This window comes from Ferdinandcohnia sp. GQ5 (assembly GCF_059759275.1).
Map to the genome: position 1 here is coordinate 1 of NZ_JCAXEW010000051.1, position 525 is coordinate 525.

The 525-nt window shown below is 44.8% G+C and carries 2 tRNA genes; both read left to right on the forward strand.

The window, feature by feature from the left end:
* Positions 1 to 47 precede the first annotated feature (47 nt).
* Positions 48 to 124 (forward strand) — tRNA-Ile (locus tag AC6CHV_RS26310).
* Positions 125 to 143: 19 nt separating this feature from the next.
* Positions 144 to 219: transfer RNA gene (locus AC6CHV_RS26315), tRNA-Ala, on the forward strand.
* Positions 220 to 525 lie beyond the last annotated feature (306 nt).

Below are 525 nucleotides of genomic sequence, written 5' to 3' on the forward strand. Positions count from 1 at the left end.
GTGTTTAGTTTTGAGAGAACTAACTTTTCTCATAATCTAATATGAATGGGCCTATAGCTCAGCTGGTTAGAGCGCACGCCTGATAAGCGTGAGGTCGATGGTTCGAGTCCATTTAGGCCCACCATTCATTCTATATATCCCTTGGGGCCTTAGCTCAGCTGGGAGAGCGCCTGCTTTGCACGCAGGAGGTCAGCGGTTCGATCCCGCTAGGCTCCACCATTTATTTGCCGACGGTTTTTTTGTTTGCAAATATTTATTTTGCGCTTGTGTCTGCAAGATTAATCGAAGATGATTGATTCCTCAGCGCAAAGCTGCATGAAGATTACTCACTGATGCAAATCACGATGTGATTGAAGTCAGTAGCTTTGTTCCTTGAAAACTAGATAACGTAACAAAACATTCATTGAAGTAAAGTTCTTTAAAACTTTAAGGCGCACGAGAAGCAAGAAGTTCGAGGCGATGAGTTTTCGAGCAGCGGAGTGCACTTTAGGGTGCATGAGCAGCGGAGAAAGCGAGTCAACGAAG